This is a genomic window from Pseudonocardia sp. ICBG162 (genome assembly GCF_020496225.1).
In the GTDB taxonomy this organism is placed as follows: Bacteria; Actinomycetota; Actinomycetes; order Mycobacteriales; family Pseudonocardiaceae; genus Pseudonocardia; species Pseudonocardia alni.
This window is the reverse complement of record NZ_JAHLJD010000026.1, coordinates 1-21,065: the sequence shown is the minus strand read 5'-3', so window position 1 is coordinate 21,065 and position 21,065 is coordinate 1. Positions and strand designations below refer to the sequence as shown.

The window sequence follows — 21,065 nt, the reverse complement described above, 5'->3', positions numbered from 1 at the left end:
GGCCACGGGTGGTTCTGGTCCGTGCCGTCACTGCCGGGCATCGGCGTCGGGCCGCGCTGAACCGGGCCGCGGAGTTGCTGCGGCTCGGGCCGGCGTCGGGCGCCGTCCTGCCGGATCGGCGCGAGGACAGACCCTCACTCACCCGCGGCGAGGGCAACCACCCACCAGCCCTCATGATCGATAGGGTCGCGGCGTTTACCACTGTGGTCGAGACCCGTGCCGAGTCCATCACGGTGACCGGTTCGGATCGGTTGCGCGGCGGGTTCACTGTCGACATGGGGGAGATCTCCGGCACTTTCATGACACTTGCGTGCCTCGCCCCGTACGCGGATGCGCCGATCGAGATGACCGGCATCGCACACGCCCGGCTCAAGGAGTCCGACCGCATCGAGGCCACCGCGCAGAACCTGCGGCGTTGCGGGATCGCAGTGGACACCGGCCCGGACCGGATCACCGTGCACCCCGGACGACCGGGACCTGCCACGATCGACTGCCACCGCGACCATCGCATCGCCATGTCGTTCTCCGTGCTTGGCCTGCGCGCCCCAGGGATCGAGCTCGACGACCCGACGTGTGTCGGCAAGACCTTCCCCGAGTTCCACACCGTGTTCGCCGCCGCGTTCGGAAGCCGCAGTTGAGTCGCCGCGCCGTGGTCGTCCGGGCCGGGTGGATCGCGCGCCGCGTGCACCTGCCGGCGCTGGTGGCCAGCCCGCTCATCGACGAGGTCGTGGTCGTCGACGTGGACCCGGCGGCGTCGACGCAGGCCGCCGCCGAGCTCAACGTGCCGGTGTCGCGATCGGTCGCACGCCCTGCCGGGCCTTCGACGGCGCCGACCTCGTCGTGGTGTGCACCCCGCCGGACAGCCATGCCGACATGGCGATCGAGGCGCTGAACGCGGGCGCCGACGTGATGGTGGAAAGCCGATGGCCACGACGATGCGTGATGCGCAGCGCCGACGCCGGGGTTCGCCGGACGACTCCTCGACTGGGCGAACACAATCCTGCGCACCACCGTCGAGGTCGTCCGCAAGCCTGCCGAGCAGCGCGGATTCACAGTCCTCCCGCGGCGGTGGGTGGTCGAACGGACCCTGGCCTGGCTGGATCACCGCACACCGCCGCCTCGCCCGGGACTACGAACGCCACCCCGCCACCTGCGAGGCCATGATCCGCTGAGCCGCCATCAACAACATCACCCGACGCATCACCTGCGGCAAGCCAGACACCCGCCAGCAGAAGTACGTCTTCACATCAGCAACATGATCTTCTCAAACAGGGCCTGTGCAACAAACGGTGGTTTCGGTCTGACACGCCGGGCCTTGAGGTTCGGCGGGATGGGCACTGTGAGTGATCGCATCAGACCCTGTGGGTTCTGCTGAGGACAAGACGAGCTCGGGGCGGCGGCTCTCGCCCGAGCAGGCCGCTGCGGCGGCGATGGGTCATTTCCCCAGCGAGCAGGCCGTGATGAAATCGCCTGTACCTTGTGACCCGCAGCCTCGACCCGACCGGGCGAGGCCGCACCCGATGGATGATGCGCTGGAAGCCCGTACTCGATGCCTTCGCCATCACCTTCGATGATCGCTGACCGGGCGCCGAGCACTACTGACAACATCGCCGGAACCACCGTTCCCGTTACAGCCCCTCAGCGGGTCCAGATGCCGTTCTTGGTCTGTGTCAGGCCGAGTTGTTGGGGGTCGAGGCAGTCGCCGTGGGGTCGGTGGGTGTCGAACAGTGTGGGGTTGTCGAACACGTGTCCGCATCCGTGGTAGCGGTGGCAGCAGTGTGCGCGGTCGGGGCCGGCCCAGGTGCGTGCGCAGCAGGTGACTTTCACAAGCCCCGGCATGATCAACTCTCTGGTGGTGTGGTGGTGGGGGTGTTCGGGGTGGGTTCCCGGTTGGGGTGTGGCAGGGCGGGTTCGGGGGCAAGCAGCCTCCGTGGAGGGAGGCTGTGGGGCAGCGTGTCGGGACGGTGAGATGACCATCTGCGTAGCGGGAGTCCCGTGCCTGGCTGGCACCTGGCCTCGATGCCGTCGCTCCAGCGCGTCTGACCGTCGATGGACAGGTTGTTCATCGGGAGTGTCCTGTCTTCGGGTGGGGTGTGGTCGTCTGGGTGGCGGCTCGGCGGGTGCGTGTGTGGTGGAGGTGGTTGTGGAGGGCGTCGCGGGCGGCTTGGCGTGCGGCGCGTCCGGCGGGTCGGTCGAGCATGGTTCGGTCGAGGGGTGTGTGTGTGGGCGGGGTTGGTGGGGTGAGTGCGGCTCTGTTGGCGGGGCGGTTCTTGGCTGCTGCGGCGGCGCGCATGGCGCCGATTTGGACGGCGCGGATTTCGTGCAGCCGCCCCTGCCAGGGTCGCAGCCGTGCCCCGATGACTCGTAGGGGGTCGCGGGCGTCGGTGGTGACCGGTCCGCGTGGCTGGTCGGGTCGGTCGGGGTGATGTTCGAGGGCGTGCCGGAGGCCGGCGACGGTGGCGCCGGCCTCCCACCACGGCTTGAGCAGGGCCCGGGCACGCCAGATCTCGATCTTGCTGGCTTTTCGGCCTCCTAGGCCGAGAAGTGTGATTAACGAGAGGGTTGCTGCGTTTCTCGCACCGGGGGTGTCGGGGACGTCGTAGGGATGCCATTGGTGCTGGGGGCTGAGTTGTGTCCGTCTGCCGCCCGACAAGGGCTTAGTAGCTACGTGAGTAGTGGGGAGGTCGCCATTTTCATCCACAGTGGCCTGACCTCGGGAAACCTGGTGCTGCAGGGGAGCGGAGTCGGCGTCGACCGGCAGCTTGGGCAGGGGACTGTGGGTGACCAGGGCGTAGGTCGGGGTACGACCGGCTTCGGTACCCAGGAACTCTGCGCTCGCGCCGGGTTCGACCACGACGAGTAGGCCGCGGTCTCTGGCCCATGCCAGGACCCGGGAGACTGTGCGCTCGGCGCGGTCACCAGCAGCGCCCAGGCGTTGTGTGGTGAGTCCGGTGATCAGGCCGGTGTCCCAGTCCATGTGGCACACCAGTCGCCGCAGGATCGCCGACCAGCTACGCCGCTTGTCTGAGCGCCACTCCTCGTCGTCGACCAGGCGAGCCACGTAATCGAGGGCCTCGCGCTGGTCGAGCAGGACCCGGTACTCGTGGTCGATGAAGTTGCGCCAGCCGGGGTGGGGGGTGTATCCGGCGCGGTGGCGGGCTCGGGCTCGGGCACGACCGCGGGCCAGCGCCCGTCTGCTGGGTGGCAGCGCCCGGCTGGGCCGGCCGGGGCCGTTGGTCGGCCCGGGCCGGGCGCGGGCGGCGCGGCCGCGAGGGGTCCGGCGGGGCGCCGTCCCGGCGCGGACGCCGAAAGTACCGGCCAATGGCTGGTCGCCCAGAGGGAGCTGGTGGAGCAGGCAGAGCTGGGAGAGACCGGAGGCCAGGGTGAACGCGCCGTGCTCGTAACAGAGGGTGCAGAACCCGCTGCCGTCCGCTGGTGTGCGGTCGGATTCTGGGCACGACGAACTTACCCCGTGTCTGTAGTGGTCGAGTCCCGGCCCAGGATGTATCCTGGACACGCGAAAGCGCCCCTTCATGGTTGGTGGGGATTAGGCCCCGGTTCGCCGGGGCAACGACGTCAAGCGGGTGCAGGTCCGGTTGACGTGAGAACGATCCGAGGCGGCCCCCTGGCAGGGGCCGCCTCGTTCTCGTCTAAGAGGCCTTGTTCAGAGGCAGCTCCTGCTGCGTGGTCGCTTTCGGGTAGCAATGCTCGGGGATTGGGCGTCCGAGCGACTCAGCGACCATGCGCGTGATGACCCATGTCAAGGCCAGGCCATCGCGTCGAGCAACTTCTTCAGCTTCTGCGCGAAGGTCTGCCGGGAGGTAGACCGGGGTTGCCATACGCAACCCTTTCGGCTTCGGCCCTGGCTTCTTCCGGGCTGCGCGGGTCTCCATGCCCTACTTTTACCAGGCCGACCGAGGTGCACCTACGCGCCGCGCCGATTCAAAATCTAAATCTGAACACCTTCGGCGGGCCTGCGGTAGCCGGGATGCCGCCCTCGTCACGGCTCTGGATGTTGATATCCCGTCCTATGCCACCTCGAAGCACAAGCCCCTAATGTGGCCGGATGACTAAGATCGTCTCTGAGACCTTCGACCCGGACGCGTGGACACCGGTCGACGGGTTCGACCTCCGCGACATCACCTACCACCGCGCCCGCGACACCGGCGCGGTCCGGATCGCGTTCGACCGCCCCGAGGTCCTCAACGCGTTCCGGCCGGGCACCGTCGACGAGCTCTACCGCGCGCTGGAGCACGCCCGCACCAGTGCCGACGTCGGTGCGGTGCTGCTGACCGGGAACGGCCCCTCCCCCAAGGACGGCAAGCGTGCCTTCTGCTCCGGCGGCGACCAGCGCATCCGCGGCCGCACCGGCTACCAGTACGCCTCCGGGGACACCGCGGAGACCGTCGAGCAGGGCCGCGCGGGGCGGCTGCACATCCTGGAGTGCCAGCGGCTGATCCGGTTCATGCCCAAGGTCGTCATCGCCGTGGTCAACGGCTGGGCCGCGGGCGGCGGGCACTCGCTGCACGCCGTCGCCGACCTGACGATCGCCTCCCGCGAGCACGCCCGGTTCAAGCAGACCGACGCCGACGTGGGTTCCTTCGACGGCGGCTACGGCTCGGCCTACCTGGCCCGGCAGGTCGGACAGAAGTTCGCCCGGGAGATCTTCTTCCTCGGCCGGACCTACAGCGCCGAGCAGATGCACCACATGGGAGCGGTCAACGCCGTGGTCGACCACGCGGATCTCGAGACCGAGGCCCTGCAGTGGGCCCGGGAGATCAACGGCAAGTCACCGCAGGCCCAGCGGATGCTGAAGTACGCGTTCAACCTCGCCGACGACGGCCTGGTCGGCCAGCAGCTGTTCGCCGGTGAGGCGACCCGGCTGGCCTACATGACCGACGAGGCGGTGGAGGGCCGGGACTCGTTCCTGGAGAAGCGGGACCCGGACTGGGCGCCGTTCCCCTGGCACTACTGACCGGGCTGTCGTACCTCCGGCTTCATCCGAGCGGCTTGGCCTCGGCTAGGAACTGTTCGATGACCGCGTTCACCTGAGCTGGGTGCGTCGCCGTCGGCGAGTGCCCCGCTCCGGCGATGATGTTGACCTTCGTGGCATTGGCCAGGCGTTGGCGCATCTGCTCTTGGCGCTCGATCGGGATCGAGTGATCGTGCTCGCCCGCGATGATGAGGGCAGGGGCGTTGATCTCCGAGAGACGACTGGTCACGTCGTCACGCTGTGTCAGACAGTCAACGGGCGCTCCGAGCGGCACTCCGCGCTCGGACCAGACCTTGGCCCAGTGCTCGGCGAGCGGATGGTCTCCCACGATCTGAGACGCGAGCGCTGTGGTGAGCTCGATGGTCGGTCCGTGTTCCTCCAGCGCCGCGAACAACTCGCTGTAGGCCGCGGCGTCGGCCGGGTCGAGGGCGCCGGCCTCGGTATCGATCAGCAGTAGCGCCGCCACACGCGAGGGGGCGGTCAGGGCTGTGCGCAAGGCTGTGAACCCGCCCTGTGATACCCCGCCTACGATTGCGCGATCGATGCCGAACTCGTCCATGAGCTGGGTCTGCACATCGGCTAGATCCCAGAACGTGAACGGTGTTGTGCCGATTGGGCTATTGCCATGCCCTGGCGAGTCCCAGGAAATGATCCGTCGCTGAGGACCAAGCTCCGCCTGGTGGGCGAACATGGTCCCGTCAAGGGCAAACCCGTGGGCCAGGAAAATCGGAGTCCCTTGGCCCCTGGTGTCGCTGACGGCGATCGTCCGGTCGCGCAGCTGCACAGTTGACCATTCGGGCATTCGTCCCCCTGCGTACGGCGCCGGCGGAGCGGCGCCCTGTGTTGCACCGAGCCACCCCGTGGGCCGGGGGCCGACTCCATCGACGACAGCCGAGCCCAGGTGCTCTCGACACCTCCGCGTCCTTGCGGGAGGTAGAGCAACCGTAACAACCTGAGCGCGCGGCGGAGCAGACCTCGACGACTGTTGTTGTCATTGACACAGTTGTACTAAGAAGCGCTGGTCGAGTCGGGTGGACCGACATCTACTCCCAAGTAGAGCTGCAGTGAACTGGCCGGCTCGGGCCACTTGAGCACTTGCGCCCGCAGGTGCAACGTGGTGCCCCGGTCGAGGTCCCGGACCAGCATCTCTTCCTTGTGCCGCCCAAGGGCGACGTCGCCGTCCTCCCACATCCTGCAGAACTCGGGTGACCGCGACAGCTTCTTCATGAGATCGGTGCAGTCAAGGCCGTAGAGGTGGTTGTCCACCATAAGTCCGCGCAGCCAGTCCACGGTCAGATGCGCTTCGCGTTCCCACTCCATCATGATGCGGCGGCTTTCCGGCACGAAGAAGAACCACAAGAGGACGTTTCCGATCTCCGGGTCGTCGATGTGGCGATAGATGCGCGCGTAGACGGGGTTCGCGTAGATCACGTTCCAGGCAGCGTCAACGAATCCGCTGAGAGCCGGTGCAAGGTTGTCGACGTAGGCCTTATTCGCGGTGGTGATAGAGGGAGCTCGTGGCGCGGCGGGTGGATCTGTGGGCCGAAAGCTGCTGAGGTCGTGGAGGTGTTGCCGCTCGGCGTCGGATACTTTGAGTGCGTCGGCGAGGCTCTCGATCAGGGCGAACGAGGGCGCCTGTGCCTCGCCCTGCTCCAGCTTCGTGATGTAGCTGACGCCCCGTTGGGCGAGCGTGGCGAGTTCGGCTCTGCTCATCCCGGCATCTGGACGTCGGCCCCGCTGCGACTGCTGTCGTAGCTGCCGAAGGAAGGTGCCGAAGGCTGGCAGCTTGACCACTCCTGAGCCAACTGCTACAGAGAGTGACGAATCCGGACTCGCGCCTGCCGTCATCAGTGCACCTCCTCTCGGCGCTAACCGCTACTGCAACCCGACCCAGAAGCGATGCGCCCGTTGGTCGGGCGGGAAAGCCAGGCACACTCTAGCGCACAGCAAACTGTGATCTGCACCACACTGTATCAGATGGCTTGACGTTCAAGTACTACTGAACGTAGCCGTCACGGCCACGCCGCTTCTCGCGATTCCCAGCTCGATCGCACGCCAAGGCAATGCTCGCGATACCTCTTACCTGCAGAGATGAGCCGATTGCAGGCCGCGATAAGGGGCGCCATAGTCGAGCAGATACGTAACGTGACAGCTACCCATGGTAGGGGTACCCCCATGCTGGGTACCCCTTTCATTACTCGTTGCACCAAATCTGTCGATCGGGCTTTCATACGTTCCTGCCAAAACTACGAGCGGAAGAGTCCGGAGTGACGACACAAATGCAAGTGCAGGTGCGCCCCGCGTTTGCGGGTGCGTCCTCCTTTCTCGTCGGTTCACCTCCGCAGCGGGTCCGTCAGAACCAGACTCGACGGGGGCTGACAGATGTGAGGGGCGCCATCAGCTGGGATGCGCGGAGGGTGAACGCCAAATGACCGCAGTGGAGCGGGAACCTTCTTCGGTTGCCCCCTCCGGACCGCTGCACATGTGTGAGGCAGAGATTCCGGTGGTCGATCGGCGAGCCCTGGGAGATGTGATGCGTCGCCAGGACGAGATAAGTTTCCACGCCGAGCATCTTTTGTCGTTCGCAGACAGTGGTCCACGCGGCGGACGCCGCCGCTCCGGGCTTCCGCCGCACAGCGATCGGCCTTCGAATGTCGGTACTCCTGGCACCGTCAAGGGCCAAGTATCTCACCCCAGCGCTGCTGACCGCAGGGAGCAACGCAAGCTGACGATGGACCTGCTTCTTGTACGGGAACAAGCGCGGCATCACGGGGAGTGGCAGGACACCCGCAGCGAACTCGAGTTCCTGGTGGAGGCCTCACCGGCAGCGCTAACCGCGCGCCTGGAACGTGACCTCTCTGCCCTGTCGGCGGCAGCCATCAGCGCGCTGGCCGCCATTCGAGCGGCCACCGGAAGCGGAAGCGACGCTGCGCCTGGGGCGGCTGACGGGACCGGACACTGGCTTCCCTCTGCCGCCGCGGCCCTGCGATCGGCCTTGTCCATCGATCTGGCCTTGGAAGCCCAGCAACAGTTCAACGCAGTCCAGGGCGACTGACTATGCCCCCTCCCTCCTCGTGCCCACCCCGGCGCGCTCACGATCGCCCCGGGCGACGACAGGGGCCAAGACATCCGGCCTCGCGACCGCCCACGGCAGCACCAGCAACTCGCGCAAGGTCGACGACCATCGACCGAGACGTAGATCCCACGGCCTCCTGAAGCCCAGGAGGCAAATGAGCCAACAGCCCAGTTTCTATTTTTTGTGAATGAAGTTCATGCAGCATCTATTGGAGGAGACGATGGATGTGCACCCCGTGCCGTCGCTGATGTCGTCTCACCTGGGGCGGTTCTGATGCCGCGCCGCTCGCGTCCCGTGCCGCTCGCCGACGGATCAATGTGGAGGGTCGCGCCAGGGCGGGGATCTGACGGAGCGTCCACCCCCGTTCCGGAGCGCGCCACCCCGAAAGTCGCTGCCCCTGAACCGCGGTGGTCTCCTGCCCGTTCGGAAGCCGCGCCCCGCATCCGCCCTCACCGGGCAGCACCACCAGCGGGTCAGCCGCGATCCCCCGTGGTTCCAGAGGTTCCCGGGACGGAGGGGAACGAGCAGGAGCCACAGAAACTCGTCACGGATCCAGGCGAGCCCACCTCGACGTCTGCTCTCAAGCAGGATGAAGAGCGGCCGGGCGGCGAGCCATCCCTGGTGGCCGGGGAGCCGCAGGGGCGGCCAGCATCGTCGCTTTCCCTCATGGACCTGCCCCAGTCGGCCCACAACGGTCGCGGCCTGCATACCGGGCGAGACGTCACCCGCTACTCGGCCGGCCGGGAGTCCTTCTCACGCTCCGTACGATCGCTGGAGCCCATCTCGGACCTGGAGGCGGCGAGCTTCGCCGGTCGGTTCGCCACCGACTTCCAGTCCTTCGATGAGGACACCCCCACCCGCCGGGCAGAGGTACTGAGGCCTCTGCTCGCTGTCCCCCAGGCCTGCACCTGGGGGTGGTCGGGTGCGGGCAGGCAGCGCGCCGACTCACCACTGCCGGGCCGGATCTACCGGCCGAGCGACACGGTGGTGTTCGTCGAGGTGATCGTCCGTGTCACCACCTACGCGCGCGCCTGCCCGCCCCCCGAGACCCCGCGCCACGCCGGGGCCGCCGAAGTGGAGCTGTCCGGGCTGCTCGGCCCGTCATGCGCCCCGCCCGAGGCGGACCCGGCGTGGGTGGCGGTCGAGGCGAACTGGGTCCGGATGACGGTCCCGATCACCCGCCACGACGACGGCCATCTGGTCGTCGACCCGCACCTGCGCCCCACCGATTCCTCCTGACCCCCACCAAGAGGTAGCTGCTGATGTCCTCCTCCAACGGCACCAACAACACCCCCTCCGCACCGTCCTGGCTGGACGCAGGCGCCGCGTGGGCCGCTCCGGCCACCGGGAACGACGGAGCCCAGGTCCCTGCTGCCCAACCACCGGCCACGCGTGCAACCGCACCCGCCGCCCCGCTGTCTCGACCTGCAGCCGCCCCGGAGGACTTCCCCGGTACCCCGCCGATTGCGCCCGCGGCCTCCACCGAACAGGCCCGGCCGTCGACTCCTCCCCCGTCGGCACCGTCCGCGGCCGCCCCCTTTCAACAGGGGCCGGTTGCCTCGGCGAAAGCGCAGGCGTTCCGCCCGGCGTGGGATGAGGAGACCGGGGTGCTGCCGGGAGCGGTCCGTGAGCGTCGTTCCCGCCCGAAGCAGGGATGGCGTCACCTCGCCTACCAGCTGACCGGCGGCCGGTGGAATCCCGGCCTGTCCGAGGCTGAGGCCCGGCTGCGTGATCAGCTGCAGAAGATCCGCACCCCGCTGCCCGGCCCACACTCGGTCGTGGTCGCCTCGATCAAAGGCGGTATCGGCAAGACCACCGTGTCCGCGCTCCTCGGCCTCGCCCTGGCCGAACACCGCGGCGACCGCGTCATCGCAGTGGACGCCAACCCCGACGCCGGCACCCTCGGCGACCGCCTCGTCGGCGAAACCCACGCTGCGAAGACCACCGTGCGCGATCTCCTCCACGGACTGGCCGGCATCCGGTCAGCGACCGACCTGGCCGGCTACACCCACCTCGCCGCACGCCTCCAAGTCCTCACCTCTGAACAGGAACCAGAACTGTCGGAGACCTTCTCCGCCACCGACTACACCACCGTGCTACAGATCCTGGCCCGATACGCCAACGCGATCGTCACTGACTCGGGCACCGGGATCATGCACTCAGCGATGCAGGCCAGCCTGCGCCACGCCGACTCCCTGGTCATCGTCGGCGCCCCCACCAACGACGGCGCCTCCCGCGCGGCGCGCACGTTCCGCTGGCTGGCCGCCAACGGATACCGCCACCTCACCGAGGACGCGGTGGTGGTGCTGTCCTACGACCGCCACAGCCCCGACATCGACGACCAAGTCATCCGCGACTTCTTCGCCGAACGCTGCCGCGCGGTGATCGTCCTTCCCCCGGACCCGCACCTACAGGCCGGCGGGATCATCGACTTCGACGCCCTCACCCCCGCCGCGCGCGACGCCGCGCTCGAGCTCGCCGCAACCGTCGCCGAGGGCTTCCAGGGCCGCCGCACCCACGGGCTGGCCAGCCACGGGTTCCGCACCCCGCCAAGCGACCCCGGCGGTCCCCGGTGATCAGTCCCCAGCTGGTCGTGGGCGCCGCGCTGGCGCTCACCACCACCCTGACCGCGTCCGGGCTCGTCCCGGCCGCCGCCCCCGAGGGCGGGGTCGAGTGCGGGTGGCGGATCACCGCGGTGCACGTGCTCGCCGAGCTCACCGGCGACACCTCCGCGCGGGCGGAGAAGCTGCGCCGGGCCCTGCTCGACGTCGGCGCGAACAAGCCCGGCTTCATCCCAGCCCAGTGCTACGAGCCCGGCACCGGCAACTCCAGCGGGTCCGGCTCCGGCGGGTCGGGTGGGTCCGGCAACGACTCCAGCGACACCGGCACGGCCCCGAGCACAGGCAACGGCTCGGGCAGCAACGACTCCAGCGGCAACGGCACCGGAGGCACCGGCGCCGACCCGGGGAACAGCTCCGGCGGGACGGGCTCCGGCGGCGGAGCTGCCAGCAAGTGCACGACCACCGCCGCGGACACGCTCGGCTGGGGCGAGCCGAAGGTGGCTGATGAGTTCGAGGGCACCTCGATCTCCGGGGACTGGAACGCCTACGACGGGCCCGGCCACGGCGGCAACGGCCGCCGGACCCCGGACGCAATCAGCGTCGCCGACGGGCAGCTCACCATCACCGGCTCGGAGAACGGCGACGCCGGCGGAATGGCCTGGTCGCCACACAGCCAGCAGTACGGGCGCTGGGAGGGCTGTGCCCAGTCCCCGCCCGGGGCCGGGTCGCTGCACACCCTGTTCCTGCTCTGGCCGACCGCGGAGAACTGGCCCGAGGGCGGCGAGGTCGACTTCATGGAGATCTCCGACGGGACCCGGCAGAAGGTCGAGGGCTTCCTGCACTACGGCTCGGACAACTCCCAGACCCAGGGCTCGGTCGAGATCGACGCCACCGAGTGGCACGCCTTCGCCGTCGAGTGGACCCCCGACAAGATCACCTACCTCGTCGACGGCAAGCCGTGGTTCACCGACGACGACAAGTCCCACAACCCGCCCGGGCCGATGCACCTGACCATCCAGCTCGACTACTTCGGCGGCGACGCCTCAGGCGGCGCGGCGATGCACGTCGACTGGGTCCGCCAGTACGAGCTCACCGGCGGCGACGCCTCGGTCGGGGTCGACGTCTCGGCCGGGCAGGACGGCGTCGACGCCGGCGCCGACGTCTCCCTCGGCGGCTCCACCGGGGCGGACTCGGTTCCGGACTCGAACGGTGACACCTCGCGCGACGACAGTTCCGACGGATCGCGTGACAGCGGTTCTGGGGGTGGTCGGTGATGGCCACGACCCTGGGACACCAGCGCCCCGCCACCGCCGACCGGGCAGCCGACGTGCGCCAAGCGGTGGGGCACGTGGAGTACCTCGACTACACCGTCCCTCCGAACCAACTGGTCCCCGACCTGCACCCCGACCTCGAAGCCTTCGCTCTGGGCGAGCCGGTGTTCGCCACCGGATACCTCGTCGGGCTCCTGGAAGCGCCCTGCATGACCTACCTACGCCGACACCACCTCCAACCAGGACAGACCCTGGTCGGCACCGCGATCGACATCACCCACCGCGCCCCCGCCCACCCCGGAGACCGGCTGATCGCCGCCGCCCGCTGCACCACCGCAACCCACACCGGCACCGATCACCGTGACCGGGGCCGGAGTGGGGGCCGGCGTGGGGGTGGGACGCGGTTCGAGTTCGCCGTCACCGCCCGCAACCACCACAACGGCGTCGTGATCGCCCGCGGCCACATCACCCAGCACCTCGTCGATGTCGACACCTTCCGCACCCGGCTCCCCCGCCCCTGACACAACCCCCCGACACAGCCCCTGATTGAGAGAGCTCGCCCATGAGCCGTGCCTGGCCCCCCGACGCCACCGACTCCGACATCGTCCACGTCCTCGACCACCCCGACGACCACACCGATAGCGGTGGTGGTGGGACGACGACTGATCTGATCCAGCACCTCACAGACAACGGTTTCTTCGCCCGCCGCGCACGACGAGCACGCCGCGCCGCCCGCGCCGAGCACGCCGCCCAGGCCGCTCGCGACGCGGCCCAGACCCACGCCGCCGCGCGATCCACCACCAAGACCGCGACCGACACCGACACCGGGAGCGGGAGCGGGAGCGGGACCGGTGTCGGGTCGAGGACGGCACCGGCGCCGTCGGGAGACGTCGCATGAACCCCACCGCCCACACCGGTCGGGTGGATCGGCCGTGTCCGCCGCCGCTGGTCTGGGATCCCGCCGCTGGGACCTACCGGTGCCCGCTGTGCACACACACCGCCACCCACATGCGACTGGCCGACCAGGCCGTGTTGTTCTGCCCCGACTGCCAGGCCTTCTGGTTCGAGGCCGCAGTGATCCGCGGCCGCGACGGCACATGGGACGACAACGGAACCCAGTGCCCCGCCACCCACACCCTGAACGTCACCGTCGGCGACACACCACTCATCCTGCGTTGCGTCCTGGGCGACACCCACACCGACCTCACCACCCACAACAGCACCGACAGCACCGACAGCACCGGTGGTGCCGGTGGTGCCGGTGGTGCCGGTGGTGCCGGTGGTGCCGGTGGTGCCGGTGGTGCCGGTGGTGCCGGGAATGTCGTCCACATCAGCCGAGACGGGCTGCAGTGGAACGAGGCCCACACCCAGGACCACGCCGCGGACGTGTGGGGGCCGGTCCTGACCGCGGACACCGCACTGCTCGGGCGAACGGCGAGCAGGTGAGCCGGTACTGACCTATCCGCACCCAGCCTGCCCTGACCTGGATGTGAGCCCGCCCCCGGATCACCCGACAGAGGACCTCCGACATGCCCCGACGCCACAAGCCCCGCCCCTCCTGGGCCGCCCACGTCCCCACCTCGTCCCACGGACCGGCCACGCGCCGCACCGCGGTCGCAATGCTGACCGCCGGCGCCCTGATCGGAGGGACCGCGTTCTCCCTGAGCCCGCTCCCGGCCGACCTCGGCCTGACCGCGCTGAGCTGCAACCAGGGCAAAGCCGCCCGGGCCCTCGCCACTGCACGTGAGACCCGCACCCAGACCCGCGCGCTGCTCGCCGACCTCACCCTCAGCGACGACACCCGCGCTCACGACCTCGCCGGTGAGATCGCCGGACTCGGGTTCACCCCCGCGACCCAACCCCCGGGCTGGCGGCAGAAGGCCGTCGACGTCTCCGACCAACTCAACAACTTGGGCGACGCGACCACCGATCCGCAGATCGCGCGGGTCGCCGCCCGCCTGGCCAAGGCCGGACTCGGCCCGACCCCGGCCGACCTGCTCCCCACCGAGCCCCAGCCCCCACAGCCCGGACCGGTCGGTGAGCTCGACCAGAGTCTCGGCGGGGCCGCCGACGGAGCCGTCAACGCCATCAGTGGCGCTGAGGACGCGCTCAACACGGTCACCGCGCCCAAGCCCGCCGCAGACAACTCGACGAACAGCAGCGCAGGCCCGGCAGCGCCGAACCCGCGCCGCCAAGCCGAACCAGCGCTGCCCGAGACCTGTATCGCACCGACCGGGGCCACCACAGCCGCACCCGCAGCACCAGCGCCCCGGACGACACCTGCAGCACCTGCAGCACCGACGTCGTCCCCCGCCGAACCGACACCGACCCCCGAACCCAGCAACACACCCGACGCCGACGCCGACGCCGCTGCCGACGCCGCGGCCCAGCCCGACACCAGCAGCTCCACCAGCTCGCAGGAGCCCCCGGCCGGCGACTCCGACGACAGCGGCGTCCCGACCAGCAGCACCTCCGAGACCTCGACCGAACCGAACACGGACTCCCCCGACAGCACCTCCGGAATCGACTCGGACTCGGGTAGCTCGAACAGCTCGACGTCGAGCAACAGCAGCGGCAGCGGCGAATCCGCTGAGGATCTGGAGAAGGCCCGCATCGCGATCGGGTTGGTCGGGGAGCTGATGCAGGCCCTGGGCGCCAGTCCCGACGCCGGCGCGGACGATCTGCGGACCTCGATCCTGGGTGCGCTCGACCGCGACAAGCTCGAGAAGCTCGGCGCAGACCCCGCGGACCTGGACAAGCTCGACCAGCTGGGCGACCTCACCCACCCGGGCGGGGGCTCCCCCGACTCATCCGGCTCGTCTGGACCGGACTCGTCGGAGTCGGACTCGACGTCTCCGACGTCGTCGGAGACCACCAGCAGCGGCTCGTCCGGCAGCGACTCGTCCAACAGCGACTCGTCCAGCAGCTCTGACTCCTCCAGCTCGTCCACCGGCTCGGGCTCGTCGGACGGCTCTGTGGGTAGCGGGACCGGATCGGGATCGACGCAGGAACCCTCGACCGAGTCCGCAGACACCGCAAGCGCCGGCAGTGCTGGCGATGCCTGGGAGGCGGGCGCGCAGAAGCTGGCCGAGCAGGTCCACCAGGCAGCTGATGCCGACCCGCTGGCCGAGCAGCTGGCCGACAAGCTCGACGCCGCAGGGATCGGCTCGCAGAACGGGACCGCCAGCTCCAGCTCGACCAGCTCCAGCCCGGACAGCTCCAGCCCCGACAGCGGGCCCGCCCAGCCCGATGAAACGGGCGCGGGGCAGGACAGCTCGGGTAGCGCGCAGCAGCAGCCCTCCAGCAGCGGAGGGGACAGCACCGACAGCGGCACTGACGGCGGCACCGGGACCGGCTCCGGCGGGGCGCAGGAGTCCTCGGGCGCGGCGCAGCAGCCCCAGGCCGGCGAGACCATCCAGCGTCCCGGCGCCACCGGCAGCAACAACACCGCCACCGGAAACACCGGCACCGGCACCGGTGTTGGTCAGCCGCAGGGCGGCCAGAGACAGGACGACACGACACCGTCCGGTGACGGTGATGGCACTGCGGGCGGTGTCCCCTCGGGTGGGCAGGGCCAGACCGGCTCTGCCAGCTCCACGGGAGGGGAGGCGCCGCGCGACCCGGAAAAGGCCCAGGAAGCAGCCACCCAGGGCGACGCCGCGAGTGACGGTGCGCGTGCGGCCATGTGGGATCGGCTCGCCCGGTGCGAGTCCGGCGGGAACTGGGAGACCAACACCGGCAACGGCTACGAGGGCGGCCTGCAGTTCAGCCCGGCCACATGGAACGCCTACGGCGGCACCGGATCGGCGCACGAGGCCAGCCGCGAACAGCAGATCGCCGTCGCGGAGAAGGTCCAGGCCGAGCAGGGCTGGAAGGCCTGGCCCGCGTGTTCCCGGCGACTCGGGCTGTCCTGAACGATGACCACCAGCACGCCGCGCACAACGCCGACCACCGCAGCGACCACCACCGCAGCGACCACCCCCGGAGCGCTCGCTACCGCAGTGCTCGCCACCTGGGTGGTCGTTGCGGTAGCCGCTACGCTGATCGTCACAGCTGCCGTGGTGGCGCTGTGGACCTCCGACGCTCCGCAGGGCGATCGGATGGTGGGACTCGGGTCGGCCGCTTCGTGGGGAATGCCGGCCGACCCGAGGACCCCCACCACCCCCACCGAGCGTGCCGGGTTTGCTGCGCCCGGGCCGGTGCAGGGCCAGGCCGGACCTGTCGTGGGCGGCCTGGCGGCGACCTCGGTCGGGGTGCTGGTCGTCGACGGCGGCCGCCACCAGTGCTCGGCCACCGTGGTCGCCTCGCACTCACGCAGGGTGCTGGCCACCGCGGCGCACTGCGTGTGGCTCGACGGGGCCTGGCGAGTCGACGGCGCGTTGTTCATCCCCGGCTACGCCGCCGGCGAGGAGCCCCTGGGCCGGTGGGCGGTCGACACCGCGTATGTCCCCCCGGCCTGGCAGGAGGCCAACTCCCCCATCGAAGATGTTGCCGCCCCCACCGACTACGCGTTCGTGACCCTGCTCCCCCGCGACGGCGTCGCGCCCGAACAGGTCCTCGGCGCCCAAGGCATCCGCTTCACCACCCCTGACACCCACCCCGACACGCGACTGCCGGTCGCCGCGCTCGGCTACCCCGCGACCGGCATCTACGACGGCCAGTCGCTGCGCGGCTGCGACGGCCAGGCGACCGTGCAACCCTTCGACCGGCCCGACCGCCCGTCCGGACAGGTCCTGGCCCTGAGCTGCGACATGACCGAGGGCGCCTCCGGCGGGCCCTGGCTTGCCGGCCCCGACGCCGCCGCGGGCCGCGGCCAGGTCATCGGCGTCGTCTCCGGCGGCGACGACACCACCCTCGTCTCCCCGCGCTTCGACGACACCGCCCGAACCGTGTACGAGGCCGCCGACTCTGCCGCGCTCGGACCCAAGCAGCCCACGAGCAGGCCGAGTCCGTCCACGCCCGATCCCGTCGTCGCTCAGACCGCACCTCGAGGAGGCACTCGATGACCTCACCCAGGAACGCGGCCGACCCGCGCCATCACTGGACCACCCCCACGCAGCCACGTAGCCCGTATGAGCTCAACCAGATCCTCGGTTCGGCGGCGCGCTCGCGCGCACCCGGAGGGCTGGAGATCGTCGACAACGAGGACCTGGTCAACGCCGCCTCCGCGGCCGCAGCCGCCGCCGGCGCCACAGCGGACGAGGACTACCGCCCCGACCCGATCGACGTCGCCGCCGACCTCGGCGCCGCCACCGACACCGCCCAGACCCGCACCCGCACAGTGTTCCCGCAGTCCCGGCCGGTGTCCTGGGCCGCATTCGGCCCGCTGATCCCGGTCCTCGCCGGCTCCGCCGGAGCCGGAGCGTCCTGTGTCGCCGCCGCGATCGTCGACGCGCTGCAGCAGGACCAGCGCTGCGCGCTGCTCATCGACGCCGACGACCCCGCCCGCTCCGGGCTCACCACCGCCGCGGCCACCACCGGACCCTGGACCCGGCAGGTCAACCAGCACCTCACCGTCCGCTACAGCTGGCGCGACGACGCCCTGCTCGCCCGCCTCGAAACCGCCCTGCCGACGATCACACCCGGGATGGTGCCCCCACCCCCGGACTGGCTCCCCGACCCCGCACCCGACCCCCTGCACGCCACCGTCGTCGACCTCGGCCACGGCGGCTGGCGCGCCGCCGCCACCCCCCTCTACGGCGCCGGGGGCTGGCTACGCCGCGGACTACCCACCCAGCGCCCGATCCTGGTCGTACGCGCCACCCGGCCCTCGCTGCGCCAGGCCGAACAGCTCCTGGCCCGCCTCGACCCGTGGATCCGGCGCGGGCTGGCCACCCCGATCTACCAACTCATCGTCAACGGCACCCGCAAATGGCCACCCGGGGTCACCGGCGCCGCCGGACCCCGGATCGCCACGCTGCTCGACGAAGCCCTGTTCGTCCCACACGTCCCCACGTGGGAGGTCGGCGGGGTCACCGACGAACCCAGCCCCACTCGCGCCGTCGACGCGCTACGCCCGCTCCTCGCCTCCTGGCGACTCATCCCCTCCCCGAGACGCCGCTGACCGGCCCGCCCCCTGTCTGACCCTGCTGAGTCCGGCGGTCCCACCCCGACACCAGCCCACGACGTTCGCCCCACGCCACACCGCCCATCCCACCTCCTGCGGAGTCCACGCCATGTCTGCCATCCACGTGATCAGCGAGTCGCTGACCCAGATCCACTCCTCGGGACTGCTGTCGGATGCACTGCCGGCGCAGGACATCCCCAACCCCGGCCCGAAGGTCCCACCCGGCGCCCAAGCCATCCAGGACGTCGTCGGCTACGTCATCTGGATCGCCGGGATCTGCATCCTCGGCCTGTTCTTCGGCGGGATCGTCGCCTCCACCGCCGGACGGATGTGGGACCACCACGGCTCCGGACGCACCGGCGCCCGCATGATCGTGTCCAGCCTCGCCCTCGCCGTCCTGTTCGGCCTCGGCTACACCCTGGTCACCCAGTTCGCCGCCGGAGCCAACTGATGGCCCGCCTGCTGGATCCCCACAACCCCGACCCCCACGGGTCGCGTATCGACCTGCGCCCGGGCCGACCGCGACACCCACGCTCGGCAGGCGGGAGACGGCGCGCGCTACTCATCCTGGGCTCGGCCGCCGTGCTCGTGTTCGTGCTCGTCGTCGCGCTGATCGTGTCGCTGACCAGCATGTTCGACAACCCCGCGGGCTCCGCCGCAGGGGCGCCGCCGCAGCCCGCGCCGATCGGGACCGGCGACAGCGCCTCCGGACCTGCGGCCGAGGCCGAACTCGCCGCCCGCCCCATGCTGCAGATCCCCCTGGCTGCGATCCAGCCCCACGCGTTGTCCACCCGCACCGCGGGACCACCGATCGTGCTCCCCGCACCGCAGCAGTTCGTCGCGACCCTGGTTCCGACCGGGTTCCCCGACACCGCTGAGGGTGCGGTCGCGCAGCTGGTGGAGTTGATGAGGGTCGGGTTGTCCGGTGGGGACCCGCAGGTCTGGGCCCAGACGTACAACTCCGTCGCCGAACCCGGCGCTCAGCCTGCGAGCCGGACCACGACCAGCAACGACCTCGCCGACCTCCGTCGCGGTGCGCATCTGCGACCCACCGGGCCGTCGTCGAGCGGGCTGCGGATGTCGTGGACCCCGACCAGTGCGATGGTCAAGGGCAGCACCGCCGACGGCACCTATGTCGTGGCCTGTGCCCTGGGTGAGTTCGTCGCCGACAACAACGGCCGGGTCGTCTCCTTCGGCTGGGGCGACTGCCTACCGATGCGACGCGTCAACGACCAGTGGAAGATCGCCTCGGGTCCGACCGCGGCCACCGCACCAAGCGCCTGGCCCGGAAGCGACGAGGCCATCGCCGCAGGCTGGCGGGACATCCAGCGATGACTTCCATAGCGATGACCTCCATACTGCTCATCCGGTATCCCACCCCGGTGCCACCCCCGCTGCCCGAACCCTCCCCCGGCGGTGGGTCGTCCGGGAAAGGCGACTCCGGCTCAGGGTTCCTGGGCTCGATCGTTCAGTCCGGATTCGACGCCGCCATGCAGAAGGTGTGGGACGCCGGGGTGTGGGTCCTACGCGCCGGGTTCGAACTCGCCGACCAGGTGTCCTGGGTCGACCCCAGCACCATCACCGGCCAGGCCGGGCAACGCCCGACCCCACCCAACCCCGCCACCGCTGGAGACGCCCCCGGCGCTGCCACCGGTGCTGGCGCCGGTGCTGCGGATGCCGCCGCGGCGGCCGGTGAGCAGAGTCTGTCGTTGTGGTCGTCGCTGGTCGCGCTGGCCACCCTGATCGCGCTGGGCCTGTTCTTCTACCAGCTGATCTCGGTCGCGCTACGCGGCGGGCGCGGCATGTTCCGGGCGTTCACCGGCCCGCTGCAGTTCGGGATGGCGATCGCGCTGACCTCCGGCATGGTCGCGGTTCTGCTGGGCGCCGCGGACGGGATGGCCACGTTCTTCCTGTCCCAGCTCGGCGGTGACCCGACGTTCGGTGCGGTACTGGCCCACGACACCGTCGCCGCCCGGGTCGGGGACAACCCCGACCTCGCCAACACAGAAGACAACGTCCGCTCGATGATCCTCGGGCTGGCCGCGTTGTTCGGGGTCATCCCGGCCGGGATCGGCTTCGCTCTACAGATGATCTTCCGCCAGGCCGCGATCCTCGTCCTGGTCGCCACGATCCCGCTCTTGGCCGCGATGCTGGTCACCGACTCCACCGCGCCCTCGTTCTGGCGCGGGGTGCGCTGGCTACTCGCCGCGATCCTGATGAAACCCGCCCTCGCGCTGGTCCTGCTCATCGGGGTCTCGGTCATGAGCAGGGCGACCGGGGTCGCCGGGCTGCTGGCCGGGACCGCGGTGCTGCTGGTGTCACTGTTCTGCCCGATGGTGCTCTACCGGCTCCTCGCCTTCGTCGACCCCGGCACCGGCGCGGGAATGGCGCTACGGGCAGGCGGCGGGGATTCCCGGGGCTCGTCGGCGCCGGGCGCCGATGGGGGCACCAGTGAGTCGATCAACGTCGCCCGCATGGCGCGCTCGGGCAGCGGCGGTGGTGGGGGCGGGCCGTCGGCCGGGGGCGGTGGCGAGCTGGGCGGCTCCACTGCCGCCTCCCCCACCGGTGGGTCCACCGCGGCCGCCGGACGCGCCGGCGGTGCCGGAGCTGCGGGCGGTGGTTCGGCCGCGGGTGGCGCGGCGGCCGGGCTGGGCGCGGCCGGTGGAGTTGCGGCCGCGGCGGTCGTCGGCGGCTATATGGCCACCAAAGCCGCCGCGGGTGCCGCCGGGGGCTACGGGTCGGCGCAGATGGCCCAGACCGGTGTCGGGCACCCCGGCGCCGCACCCGCCGGCGGGGGCGGTGCAGACGTCGGCGCGGCCACGCGCGGCGCCCATGCAGGGACGACCGCGACCTCGGGCTGGTCCGGCACCCCACCTGATGACCCCCACCCCGGCGACGGCCCGGACAACGGCGGCCCGGACAACGGCCCCCTCGACCCCACCCCCGGACCGGGACCCGACCCCGGTCCGGTCCCGGTCCTGGTCCGGTCGCTGCGCAGCCCCCTGACACCGGCCACCCCGCCCCTGGCCCGGACACCGGCCCACCGACGCAGCCGGGTCCGGCGCCGCGCACTCCTGAGGCCCTCCCGGTGGACACC

18 protein-coding genes and 3 pseudogenes are annotated in these 21,065 nt (G+C 70.5%); 18 read left to right on the top strand and 3 right to left on the bottom strand.

The window, feature by feature from the left end; all coding sequences use genetic code 11:
• The first annotated feature begins 8 nt into the window (after window positions 1-8).
• The 4 genes and pseudogenes from KPL60_RS24280 to KPL60_RS24265 all read left to right on the top strand — a co-directional run.
• Entirely contained in the window at window positions 9-638 is a 630-nt protein-coding gene (locus KPL60_RS24280; protein WP_226367315.1) for a 3-phosphoshikimate 1-carboxyvinyltransferase, read from the top strand.
• A pseudogene (locus KPL60_RS24275) lies at window positions 574-876 on the top strand (hypothetical protein); the annotation flags it as partial. The gene KPL60_RS24280 and the pseudogene KPL60_RS24275, both read left to right, overlap by 65 nt.
• Before the next feature lie 133 nt (window positions 877-1,009).
• Window positions 1,010-1,172: pseudogene (locus tag KPL60_RS24270) on the top strand (IS5/IS1182 family transposase); the annotation flags it as partial.
• Between the two features lie 246 nt (window positions 1,173-1,418).
• Window positions 1,419-1,581 (top strand): annotated as a pseudogene (locus KPL60_RS24265) (IS256 family transposase); the annotation flags it as partial.
• Window positions 1,582-2,062: 481 nt separating this feature from the next.
• On the opposite strand, the gene KPL60_RS24260 reads toward KPL60_RS24265, so the two are convergent.
• Complete coding sequence (locus KPL60_RS24260; RefSeq protein WP_226367313.1) at window positions 2,063-3,061, bottom strand: hypothetical protein; 999 nt, start codon at window positions 3,059-3,061, stop codon at window positions 2,063-2,065.
• A 1,005-nt stretch (window positions 3,062-4,066) separates the two neighbouring features.
• On the opposite strand from KPL60_RS24260, the gene KPL60_RS24255 reads away from it, so the two are divergent.
• On the top strand, window positions 4,067-4,975 hold the full coding sequence (locus KPL60_RS24255) for a 1,4-dihydroxy-2-naphthoyl-CoA synthase (protein ID WP_226367312.1): 909 nt from the start codon (window positions 4,067-4,069) through the stop codon (window positions 4,973-4,975).
• A gap of 22 nt (window positions 4,976-4,997) precedes the next feature.
• Here the strand turns inward: KPL60_RS24255 and KPL60_RS24250 are convergent, their stop codons facing one another.
• The gene (locus KPL60_RS24250; RefSeq protein ID WP_226367311.1) at window positions 4,998-5,777 is read right to left on the bottom strand and encodes an alpha/beta fold hydrolase; all 780 of its coding nucleotides are present in this window, start codon (window positions 5,775-5,777) and stop codon (window positions 4,998-5,000) included.
• A 224-nt stretch (window positions 5,778-6,001) separates the two neighbouring features.
• On the bottom strand, window positions 6,002-6,841 hold the full coding sequence (locus KPL60_RS24245; protein WP_226367310.1) for a helix-turn-helix domain-containing protein: 840 nt from the start codon (window positions 6,839-6,841) through the stop codon (window positions 6,002-6,004).
• A 580-nt stretch (window positions 6,842-7,421) separates the two neighbouring features.
• Here KPL60_RS24245 and KPL60_RS24240 point away from each other — a divergent pair.
• The 13 genes from KPL60_RS24240 to KPL60_RS24180 form a co-directional block, all read left to right on the top strand.
• Window positions 7,422-8,048 (top strand): hypothetical protein, encoded by a 627-nt coding sequence (locus KPL60_RS24240; protein WP_226367309.1) that lies wholly within the window; start codon window positions 7,422-7,424, stop codon window positions 8,046-8,048.
• Between the two features lie 687 nt (window positions 8,049-8,735).
• The gene (locus KPL60_RS24235; RefSeq protein WP_226367308.1) at window positions 8,736-9,308 is read left to right on the top strand and encodes a hypothetical protein; all 573 of its coding nucleotides are present in this window, start codon (window positions 8,736-8,738) and stop codon (window positions 9,306-9,308) included.
• Window positions 9,309-9,676: 368 nt separating this feature from the next.
• A complete protein-coding gene (locus tag KPL60_RS24230) occupies window positions 9,677-10,645 on the top strand; it encodes a MinD/ParA family protein (protein ID WP_226367307.1) in 969 nt (322 codons plus the stop codon).
• Window positions 10,642-11,904 (top strand): family 16 glycosylhydrolase, encoded by a 1,263-nt coding sequence (locus tag KPL60_RS24225; RefSeq protein WP_226367306.1) that lies wholly within the window; start codon window positions 10,642-10,644, stop codon window positions 11,902-11,904. Before KPL60_RS24230 ends, KPL60_RS24225 begins: the two co-directional genes overlap by 4 nt.
• Window positions 11,904-12,422 (top strand): thioesterase family protein, encoded by a 519-nt coding sequence (locus KPL60_RS24220; RefSeq protein ID WP_226367305.1) that lies wholly within the window; start codon window positions 11,904-11,906, stop codon window positions 12,420-12,422. Before KPL60_RS24225 ends, KPL60_RS24220 begins: the two co-directional genes overlap by 1 nt.
• 41 nt (window positions 12,423-12,463) lie before the next feature.
• Window positions 12,464-12,799 carry a hypothetical protein gene (locus KPL60_RS24215; protein ID WP_226367304.1) on the top strand — a complete coding sequence of 112 codons (336 nt, stop codon included), beginning with the start codon at window positions 12,464-12,466 and terminating at the stop codon, window positions 12,797-12,799.
• Window positions 12,800-12,909: 110 nt separating this feature from the next.
• On the top strand, window positions 12,910-13,347 hold the full coding sequence (locus tag KPL60_RS24210) for a hypothetical protein (RefSeq protein ID WP_226367303.1): 438 nt from the start codon (window positions 12,910-12,912) through the stop codon (window positions 13,345-13,347).
• 83 nt (window positions 13,348-13,430) lie between these two features.
• Window positions 13,431-15,815, top strand: coding sequence for a transglycosylase family protein (locus KPL60_RS34325; protein WP_305080721.1), 2,385 nt, complete (start codon window positions 13,431-13,433; stop codon window positions 15,813-15,815).
• Window positions 15,816-16,124: 309 nt separating this feature from the next.
• Entirely contained in the window at window positions 16,125-16,907 is a 783-nt protein-coding gene (locus tag KPL60_RS24200) for a serine protease (RefSeq protein WP_226367302.1), read from the top strand.
• Window positions 16,904-17,965, top strand: coding sequence for a hypothetical protein (locus KPL60_RS24195; RefSeq protein ID WP_226367301.1), 1,062 nt, complete (start codon window positions 16,904-16,906; stop codon window positions 17,963-17,965). The genes KPL60_RS24200 and KPL60_RS24195 overlap by 4 nt, the downstream gene beginning before the upstream one ends.
• 112 nt (window positions 17,966-18,077) lie before the next feature.
• A complete protein-coding gene (locus tag KPL60_RS24190; protein WP_226367300.1) occupies window positions 18,078-18,419 on the top strand; it encodes a hypothetical protein in 342 nt (113 codons plus the stop codon).
• A gap of 131 nt (window positions 18,420-18,550) precedes the next feature.
• Complete coding sequence (locus tag KPL60_RS24185) at window positions 18,551-19,303, top strand: hypothetical protein (RefSeq protein ID WP_226367299.1); 753 nt, start codon at window positions 18,551-18,553, stop codon at window positions 19,301-19,303.
• 11 nt (window positions 19,304-19,314) lie between these two features.
• Window positions 19,315-21,065: type IV secretion system protein (locus KPL60_RS24180; protein WP_226367298.1), on the top strand; the 1,751-nt coding region annotated here is incomplete at its 3' end.